The organism is Caldanaerobacter subterraneus (assembly GCF_004345675.1).
GTDB classification, from domain to species: domain Bacteria; phylum Bacillota; class Thermoanaerobacteria; order Thermoanaerobacterales; family Thermoanaerobacteraceae; genus Thermoanaerobacter; species Thermoanaerobacter subterraneus.
Genome location: NZ_SLWU01000028.1, coordinates 18,412 through 27,380, shown reverse-complemented (window position 1 = coordinate 27,380; position 8,969 = coordinate 18,412). Strand labels below are relative to the sequence as shown.

General features: G+C 36.1%; 13 protein-coding genes. 12 read left to right on the top strand and 1 reads right to left on the bottom strand.

The genetic code is table 11. From position 1 onward, the window contains the following. The first annotated feature begins 167 nt into the window (after positions 1–167). The 7 genes from EV203_RS11100 to EV203_RS11075 all read left to right on the top strand — a co-directional run bounded on the left by EV203_RS11100 (position 168) and on the right by EV203_RS11075 (position 3,292). Positions 168–392, top strand: coding sequence for a hypothetical protein (locus EV203_RS11100; RefSeq protein ID WP_132040664.1), 225 nt, complete (start codon positions 168–170; stop codon positions 390–392). Positions 393–449: 57 nt separating this feature from the next. Then, positions 450–668, top strand: a complete 219-nt coding sequence (locus EV203_RS11095) for a hypothetical protein (RefSeq protein WP_132040662.1) — start codon at positions 450–452, stop codon at positions 666–668. A gap of 343 nt (positions 669–1,011) precedes the next feature. Continuing rightward, entirely contained in the window at positions 1,012–1,791 is a 780-nt protein-coding gene (locus EV203_RS11090) for a sigma-70 family RNA polymerase sigma factor (protein WP_132040660.1), read from the top strand. 25 nt (positions 1,792–1,816) lie between these two features. Then, complete coding sequence (locus EV203_RS14170; RefSeq protein WP_255549682.1) at positions 1,817–1,939, top strand: hypothetical protein; 123 nt, start codon at positions 1,817–1,819, stop codon at positions 1,937–1,939. Positions 1,940–1,990: 51 nt separating this feature from the next. Beyond that, complete coding sequence (locus EV203_RS11085; protein WP_132040658.1) at positions 1,991–2,275, top strand: hypothetical protein; 285 nt, start codon at positions 1,991–1,993, stop codon at positions 2,273–2,275. 29 nt (positions 2,276–2,304) lie between these two features. Continuing rightward, complete coding sequence (locus tag EV203_RS11080) at positions 2,305–2,637, top strand: pilin (RefSeq protein WP_243700686.1); 333 nt, start codon at positions 2,305–2,307, stop codon at positions 2,635–2,637. Between the two features lie 76 nt (positions 2,638–2,713). Next, positions 2,714–3,292, top strand: a complete 579-nt coding sequence (locus EV203_RS11075) for a stalk domain-containing protein (RefSeq protein ID WP_132040656.1) — start codon at positions 2,714–2,716, stop codon at positions 3,290–3,292. Here EV203_RS11075 and EV203_RS11070 read toward each other — a convergent pair. Then, positions 3,244–3,882 (bottom strand): hypothetical protein, encoded by a 639-nt coding sequence (locus EV203_RS11070; protein ID WP_132040654.1) that lies wholly within the window; start codon positions 3,880–3,882, stop codon positions 3,244–3,246. The two genes, EV203_RS11075 and EV203_RS11070, sit on opposite strands and share 49 nt — an antisense overlap. Positions 3,883–3,985: 103 nt before the next feature. Between EV203_RS11070 and EV203_RS11065 the strand changes: the two genes are divergently transcribed. The 5 genes from EV203_RS11065 to EV203_RS11045 are packed head-to-tail and all read left to right on the top strand — an operon-like array spanning position 3,986 to position 8,955. Continuing rightward, positions 3,986–4,237, top strand: a complete 252-nt coding sequence (locus tag EV203_RS11065) for a YgiT-type zinc finger protein (RefSeq protein ID WP_132040652.1) — start codon at positions 3,986–3,988, stop codon at positions 4,235–4,237. A gap of 5 nt (positions 4,238–4,242) precedes the next feature. After that, a complete protein-coding gene (locus EV203_RS11060) occupies positions 4,243–4,560 on the top strand; it encodes a PrgI family protein (protein WP_132040650.1) in 318 nt (105 codons plus the stop codon). Then, positions 4,544–5,146 (top strand): hypothetical protein, encoded by a 603-nt coding sequence (locus tag EV203_RS11055; protein WP_132040648.1) that lies wholly within the window; start codon positions 4,544–4,546, stop codon positions 5,144–5,146. Before EV203_RS11060 ends, EV203_RS11055 begins: the two co-directional genes overlap by 17 nt. Continuing rightward, on the top strand, positions 5,124–7,028 hold the full coding sequence (locus EV203_RS11050; RefSeq protein WP_243700685.1) for a VirB4 family type IV secretion system protein: 1,905 nt from the start codon (positions 5,124–5,126) through the stop codon (positions 7,026–7,028). Before EV203_RS11055 ends, EV203_RS11050 begins: the two co-directional genes overlap by 23 nt. Then, entirely contained in the window at positions 6,985–8,955 is a 1,971-nt protein-coding gene (locus EV203_RS11045) for a sunset domain-containing protein (RefSeq protein ID WP_132040646.1), read from the top strand. The genes EV203_RS11050 and EV203_RS11045 overlap by 44 nt, the downstream gene beginning before the upstream one ends. The last annotated feature ends 14 nt before the right edge of the window (positions 8,956–8,969 follow it).

Sequence of the window (8,969 nt, the reverse complement as noted above, 5' to 3'; positions counted from 1 at the left end):
AATGGTAATATAAGCCATGAGATGCTCTTGTTGTGATGAGAAAATTAAAGAAAAACTAAGATATTAAGAGAAAATAAAAGATAATAGAGGGAGGTTTTATATTAGGAATCGGAGAAATTGGGTCATCTGCAAAATATTACTTTTATGTAAAAGATGAATACGGCGGATTGAGGCTGAGAAGCATTTACAGTGATAACTGCACAATCATAGAAACATCAGAAGTGCAACCTTCTATAAAAACGATACAGAGAATACCAACATTTAAAAGCACATTGGACATAATTATGTTTTGGCCCAATTTGAGAGCAGAGTTTTTCCCTGAACGGCACTACATTTTATATGTTCCACCTGATACTGTTAAAAAAGTCTACTCAGGAAATTTTAATCATTAATAAAAAATGTTTAAAATTTTGTCTTAAAAATTTCAAAAAAATAAAAGGAGAATTTTTATGGAAGACATAGTAAGAGAATTAAGTATAAGTAAGCTGGAAAATTGTTTGTTTTACCTTAATGAGGCTCTAATACAGCTGGAAATTGGAATCAAATTGTTAAAAGATGATATAGATGATGAGAATTTGTGTTATTTATCGCACATCGGTGATGATTTAAGAGAGAAAGATAAGACAATCAAGGAAATACTTCATTTTCTTAAAGGAAGGAGATATTAAAACATAGATAAAAGTAAACCCTTTTTTAATAGAGCCTGGGACAGGACTTTTTATAGGTCTAATATTTTTTTTTAATTATGCTCCTTAATTTTCTTTTGAAGGGAGAAGAAAAATGAGAAAAAGTGCATTATATATAGCTCTGTTGCTAACATATTTTGCTATACAGTTTGGTACCAAAACTTACTATTCAGAACACATACCCCACAGACTGGTTCTTGTTTTAATTTATGTCTGGGTAGTTATTGCTGCTTGGGCATTTTATTTTTTTATAATCAACCAGAAAGGACAATGACAGTTATTGCAAAACGTTTTGTGGAGGTGCTAGGATGTGAGTGTTCCTGTGATGGAAAAAAGTAAAGAAATTGAACTTTTTGAGAGATTAAAAAGGGGAGAGAAAAAGGCAAAAGATGAAATAGTTGAAAGAAATAGGGGCCTTGTTATAAGCATTGCTGTTAATTTTTCAAAAACTTACGGAGTAGAATTAGATGACTTAATACAGGAAGGATTTATAGGATTGCTTACAGCAATAGAAAAATTTGATTACACAAAAGGTTATAAATTTTCCACTTATGCAGTTCCTTACATAAGACAGAAAATCCAGCGCTATATATGGGAACGTTCAAAGATAATACATTTTCCTATAAAAACTTATCAAAAGCTTAATCAAATATTATCTGCTCAATTAAGACTTGAACAGATTAGGGGCGAAGTGCCTTTGGAGGAAATTGTTAAAGAAACAGGAATAAAAATAGAAGAAGTCGTAAGTCTTTTAAACTTAAAAAATTCTGGAGTGAGTTTAAATCAGCAGTTAAATGAAGATTATAACACGGAGCTGTTGGACATTATTTCAGATGAACAAATCGAAAATGAAATTGATAGAAGTTACTCATTAAAAGAATTAAGAAAAATCTTAAAAGAATGTTTAAAAGCTTTGCCCGATAGAGAGCGTAGTGTTCTAGAAATGCGGTACGGATTGAATGGAGAGCCTATGACACTAAAAGAAGCAGCAAAAAAATTAAGTATTTCCAAACAACGTGTAGGACAAATTGAAAAAAGAGCGCTACAAAGATTGAGAGATAACAAAAAAGTTAAAAATGCCTTGCTGGATTTTTTACATAAATAAAATTCAAAAAAAGGAGATGATAAAGATGATAAATACGTACCAATTTGCAGCAGGACTTGGAACGGGCCTTTTTATTGGTTTAATATTTGGAATAGGTTTTATGTGGTATTTCAACTATTGCAGTAATTTTAAAGAAAAACAAAACTAAGTTTTAAACAGGCTAAATGCCTGTATTTTTTTTGTTTTAGGGGGTGGTTTTATGCCACATAATGTACAGCCTGTAACCCCGGAACAATTTGCGCAGAAAACTGCACAGGCGCTTACAACACTTACTCAGGTTGTTGGCAACATCATCATGCCTCTTGCGGGATTTATTTTCACTGTATCCATCATAATGTTTATTTTAGGCAGTCTTTTTCACACATCGACCTTGAGGCGCACAGGTGCAGGTGGAATGATAGGTGTTGCGATTGGGGTAATTCTCTACTATGCAATTCCAACAATACTGGGGGTATTACAGGTAGTAAGTCAGGCTTTTAAGTAAAAATTTAATTTTTGAGGAAGGGGTTGTATATGAAAGATAAAATCAAAAAAATGCTTCTTTATACTGTGTCTCTTTTGTATGTTTTTACTGGCAGAGTTTATGCAGGCCCTGATGTATCTCCGGTAGACACAAGCGGGGTAAAAAACTTTATCTGGAACATTGTCAATGCCCTTATGGACGTTGCAGTAGTTGTCGCAGTAGGCTTTATCGCATGGAACGGTTACAAAATTATGGCAAGTTCCACAAACCCTGCAAGGCGCTCTGAGGCGATGACGGGACTTCTGTGGTCTATTCTTGGAGCTATCGTTGCGCTTGGCGCAAAATGGTTCGTGGGGATTGCACTTGGATTTAAACTGCAGTAATATAATAAGTTTTCACAACTCAGGGCTACCACGTAAAGGTGGCCCTGTTTTTTTTTAATGGAAGGAGGCAAACAAAATGGGCAGAAGATTCTATGTGTTAGGTGATTTATTGGAAATTACCTTAGCTGTTTTGGGTTCTATAATTCTTCTTTCTTCTTATTCTTATATAATATCCCGCATAAACACTCCAATGCCAAGTTATTTTTACTTAAATAGTCATACTGCTGAAATAGGAATATTTCCCGCTGAAGATCTTGGTGATTACCTTATTGCTAATTACACAAGAAAGTGTTACTTAAAAGACGTTCCATTTGCACATAATGGGAAAATATATTTACCACTTAGGTTTGTAGCTGTTGCAAATGGTATTAAAGAAAATAATATTTTTGAAGGAAGTGATGGGAGACTTATAATAACAAAAGCCGATGAAAATAAAGTAATAATATTTGATAGTAAAGAGAAAGCTGTAGTTGATAACGGAGAAAAGATAAATATCGGTGATTCACTATTGATGAATGATAAGGAAATGTTTATAGAAAGCGGATATATTGAGAAAATTTTTAATATGAAGGTAAAAAAAGAAGGAGATAAAATAATTCTTATTCCTCAGTCTTTTCCCAACCCTCTTTTGAGTCTTTTTAAAAACTTTATTTGATATTCATATAATTCAAGTAAGTATGATTTAGATTTTTTTATAATATCAAGAACGAAATATAGATAGAGAACAAATAGCAGGACTAGTAAAATAGGGCCAATAGCGATAGAAGTCTTTTGGATGAAATAACCCAGAAGAAAAGAAATTATTGTGTTTACAAGATTAACCAAAATTGGGGAATTTACTTCAGATCTAAGAGAATTTATGGCAGCTTCACTTTCAATTTCTAATTCTGTTAAAAATTCAATTATTGATTTTCCTTCTAGATCTGCAATCTTTTTGTTTATGTTATTTTTGATGTCCATTCTATCTAATTCTTTTATATACATTGAAAATTTTTCAAATTTTATTGAAAATTTTAAAATAACAAGAGCAGTTATTAGTCCTATTAGTTTTATGTATTTGTTAACAGGTGAAAAAAACAAAATAATTATAACCATTTCAATAATAAATAAGACAAAAGCTAAGCAAAGATAAAAATTCCTTCTTTTGAAAGAAAAATATGCATTTTGTGGTTCCATAGGATGCGATAGAAAATCACATAATAAATTAAGAGTGTCTAGTAAATCTTTAATTTTGTTTTTAAACATTTTTTTAGTCCCCCTTTTAAAATTTCTCTAAAATATATTTATCGGATGTTTCAGAACTATTTTTTGCGATAGTTCTAAATTTTTATTTAGGGGGGTAATAAAGATGATAAATAAAGCATACTGCCCGGTATGTGAACAGGAAGTTAAATTTAAAATAAAGAAAGGTTTAATAAAAGAATACAAAGGTGTTCAGGTTAATGTTGAAGAAAACATTCCATACTGCAGTAAGTGTGGTACTGAGCTGTTTGTCCTGGAAATTGAAAACAACAACTTAAAAAGGCTTTATAAACGCTATGAAGAACTTACAGGTTTAGTTATTATGAAAGACACTATAAAAAGCAAATTAGAGAGGTGACGCAAATGAGAATGTACCCTGTCCCGTTAGACTTAATGAAAGAGGATAAAATCTTCGGCGGGAAACTTTCATTAAGACAGTTTATTATCCTCGTGATAGGCATAGGTTTAGGAATAGTTGCCTTTATAGAAATGTACAAATACTTTAACATACGAATTGCAGTAATTCCAGGAGTCTTATTTACACTGCTAGGATTGTGGGGAGCAAACTTCGATAAAGATGGCATGACTCTCGATAAGTATATTTCTTACAGTGTTCAGTTTTACCTGCAGGAAAAGAAGTACGTATGGAAGGGGAGTGTGGAAATTGAAAAGAACCACTGAGTTTTTGGATATTGAAGACATAAAAGACGGCTTCATTATCCTGAAAGGCCACAGATATAGGGCAGTAATCACGTCTGATCCAATAAATTTTGCTCTGCTTACTCCTGCAGAGCAAAACGCTATAGAAGATGCCTTTGGCTCAATGCTTCTTTCCATAACTTTTCCTATACAGATACTTTCTTTGACACAAAGAGTTAACCTGAAAGATTCGCTTAATGCTTTTAGAGCCAACAGGCATAGAATGCCGGAATCAATGCTGAGGTACGAATACGAACTTGAAAGGTTCTTGTCTTTTTATGCAGAGAACACAATGATAAACCGGAACTACCTCATAATAACCTACGATGACAAAGAAAACAACTATGCAAAAGCAAAAGGAGAAATGTCAAGAAGAATCCAGATAGTTATGGAAGGCTTAATAAAATGCGGTTTAAATCCAAGACTCTTAAATACAAACGAGCTTATAGACTTAATACACGAAGTGCTTAATCCTTCAACAAAAATTTATGCTTCTACCCTTATAGAAAATGGAGCACTAAGCTTTATGAAGGAGGGTGTGGAACTTGAAATTCAGCCTGCTCAGTAAAAAAGATAATAAACCTAAAAAGGATGAAAAACAAAAAACTAAAAAACAGAAAGTTGAAAAACAGAAAGAGAATGACTTTCACGATCCTTTTAACCATGTAGCTGATATAAAACAGATAATAGCTCCTGATGGTATATATGTAGACAGAAACTATATGCAGATCAATAACAAATACGTTAGAATTTATTACTTTACAGACTATCCTGCATCAGTCAGGGTTGGATGGCTCGACGACTTAAAGCTGTTTTCAAATGCAAACATTTCTGTTCATATTTACCCAGAAACCAGCGGGAATGCAATAAAAAAGCTGACTAACAAAATAGTACAGCTTCAATCACAGCTTATGCTGGATGAAGAGGAAGGGAATATCGCAGAACTGGGGATACTCCAGAGAGCTTCCGAAAGTCTTGAGAATTTACGTGAAAATATTCAAATGAACAGAGACAAGCTTTTTTATGTAACAATTGTTATAGCTATATACGGGGACAGCTTAGCAGAACTTGAGCATAACTCAAAAACTCTTGAAGAAGTGCTTGCAAGTAAGTCTATAAAAGCAAGATCTGCAATTTTCAGACAGGAGCACGGTTTTAAGAGCCTTGTGCCAATTGCTGAAAACTACCTGTCGGATTCATCAAGGAACTTCAATGTAGGAGCAGCTATTTCTCTTTTCCCGTTTGCATCACCGGAGTACTCCCACAAGCAGGGTATTCCTATCGGGATAAACCTTTTTACAGGCTCACCGGTTATATTTGATCCATTTATAGGGCCTCCTGTACTTCCCAATGCCAACATAGCCGTATTTGCGCAGTCAGGTGCAGGCAAATCCTTTATGATGAAGTTAATCGCTTTAAGAAGTGCTCTTTTAGGAGTGAGAACAGTTTTTATAGATCCTGATGGAGAATACAAAAACGTTGTTAACAGAGTAGGAGGCGTTCATATAAAACTGGAGCCCAACTGCAAGTACGTTATAAATCCCTTTGATATAGAAGCCGATGTTGATGATGAAGGTATAGAGTTTATAGATCTTCTGCAGAAAGCAAATGAGATAAAGGGACTTGTGAGCATGATAATAGAGAAAATAAGCAAAACCCCACTTACTGCCTATGAACTTTCACTTATAGAAGAAGCAGTACTGGAAGAGTACAGATCCTGTGGAATAACAAGAAACCCGGAAAGCCTGTACGAACAGAGCTCGCAGGAAGTGGACGGGAAATATTATATAGGCCTCCGTCCAAAGCAGATGCCGACACTTTCATCTTTTACGGAAAGGCTCAGCAAAAAGCCTGGAGGAGAAAAACTTGCACAAATTTTAAAGCCCTATTTAAGAGGCGGTACAATGGGACTGTTCGACGGGCAGTCCAATGTTGATTTAAAAGATGCTTTATTAATTTCTTTTGACGTTTCGGGAATTGTGGACGAATTTTTAAAAACGTACGCACTGTATGTAATAACAAACTGGGTGTGGGAAAAGTTTGTAAAAAAGAATATAAAACAGAAAAAGTTTGTCATAGTTGATGAGGCCTGGATGTTCATGAAGTATGAGCATACTGCAAACTTTCTGGAAAACCTCGCAAGAAGGGCAAGAAAGAGAAATACGTCTCTTACAATTGCCTCACAGAGCTTTATAGAATTTGCAAATTCCCCTCAGGGAAAAGCCGTTTTGACAAACGCAGCAACAGTTTTTCTTTTAAGGCAGTCCCCAACAGACATAGATGCAGTGCAGGAAGTATTTCATCTCTCGAGAGGAGAAAGAGAGTTTTTGTTATCCTCCGGTATAGGTGAGGCCTTGCTGAAAGCAGGTAAAAATTCTACGGTTGTAAGGGTGGTGGCATCCGAATATGAAAGAGAATTTATTACAACAAATCCTAACGAACAGACGTAAAATTTTTGTTTTGATTTTCCTGTTTGTACTGCTGTTTCCTACTTTTGTATATGCAGATACATTTATAGAAAGAGTGCTTGCCTGGCCTATAGATGGCCTTGTAAATGGAATAAGGACACTTGGCTTTAAAACAATAGATGAGCTTGTTTTTAACCTGCCAAATACAGAAACTGCTCCATTTACAAAAGATGAGTGGGATATAGCAATGGAATGGTATAACACTATAGAAATTGCAACAGGTGGCCTTGCAGTAATAGCAATGATAATCAATGGGTTCAGGCTCATGTCAGCAGGTTCAAACCCTTCAAAGAGAGCGGATGCAATGCAGAAGATGTGGCTTGTTGTTTTAGCCTATGCTATAATATGGTTTCTACCAACATATTCAAAACTTATATTCATGGCCAATGCCTACCTGACGGAAGTTTTCAAAAACCTTATGCAGGTATACGCAGGAGGAAAATTCATTCAGGGCGGATGGAACTTTATTGATGCCATACAGACAAATAATATTCTTACGACAGCTTTAGTAAAACTAGCCTTTGTAGGATTGATGGTGTATTTTAATTTTCTTTACACAATACGAAAATTTGTACTTATTGCTATGCTGGTAGTTGTGCCAATTGTGGTGTGGAGCTGGAGCATCACGGGCTACAACAAAGGGGTAGGGCTTGTAGCAGGAGAGATAATATCGAATGCTTTTATGCAGTCTTCACACGCACTTGTTCTTTCTCTTTATGCTGTGCTTGTTTCTCCCGGTGTTTCTTCAGATTTTTCTGTATGGTGGGCACAGCTTTTTGGATTGGTTGCTCTTATTCCAACATCAAAAGTTTTAAGAGAATTGTTCATGGGATTCTTAAAGTTCCTGGGAGTAAATGAAGAATTTTATGCTGGTCTTGCTATGGCAGGTTTTTCCGGCTTGGCAGCCATTGCCGGACTTGCAGGACGTGGCTGGAATAGATCAAGAGGTACTGTTACACAAAGAGTACCAGACTGGAAGAAAGATAGAAAGCAGGATACTGGTGGGAGTACCGGAGACAGCAGCGGAGGCGGTGGAAATGGTGGAAGTGGTCCTTACGGTGGCGAAGAAGTAGAAAGTGAGCCTCTATTTACAAAGGAGAAGTATGATTCATATACACCATCTTCTGAGGGAGTACCTGGGCTTTATGCCTCAACAGCGCCCTATCCTTCTGAGCCGGTTCTTGCAGGGAATGAAACAGGTTTTAACAGCATACGGCGCCAGACTCCTCCCCTTCCTCCCGGAAGAGATAAGCCCGGTGAAAGGTATCAAAAGGCTCTAGGCACCGCTGAAAAAGCAAGAAATGTATTGGGAGGAGCTTTAGGAACTGTCGGTGCAGTTGCAGGCGGTGCTATGGGACTTGCACTTGGAGAATCAGCAATGAAAGATTTAGGAACAATTGGTGCAGGAATAGGCGGGGCTGTAGGTGCAGCAGGTGGCAGTTTTCTTGGCACAGTAGGAGGGCTGGGATACCAGACAGCGAGTTACAAATACGCAACAGATGATCCAACCAGGCTATATGTTGATGAAAAAGGAAACGGCCTAATAAAGGGAGTAAAACTTGAAGATGGAAGTATGAAATACTACATGCCTGATGATGAAGGCTATGCAGATATTCAGCCTACTGCAACATTCAGGACAGAGATAGAAGCTCAGGAGCACGGCTACACTCCATACAAAAAACCAGATCTTGGAGACAGGATAAAAAACATAACAGGTACCGAACACGCTTTTGATGGTACAGGCAAAATAATAGGTACAACTATACTTTCTCCTTTTGGCACAAAAGCATCAGAAATAGGAGGAAAAGCAGGGGAAATAGTAGCAAGAGGCATGAGGACAGGAATTCAAAAAGGCTATGAATGGATAAAAAACGTATCAGAAGACCCTGATAAGTTTAGATGGAAGTAGCAGAGAAAGGTATT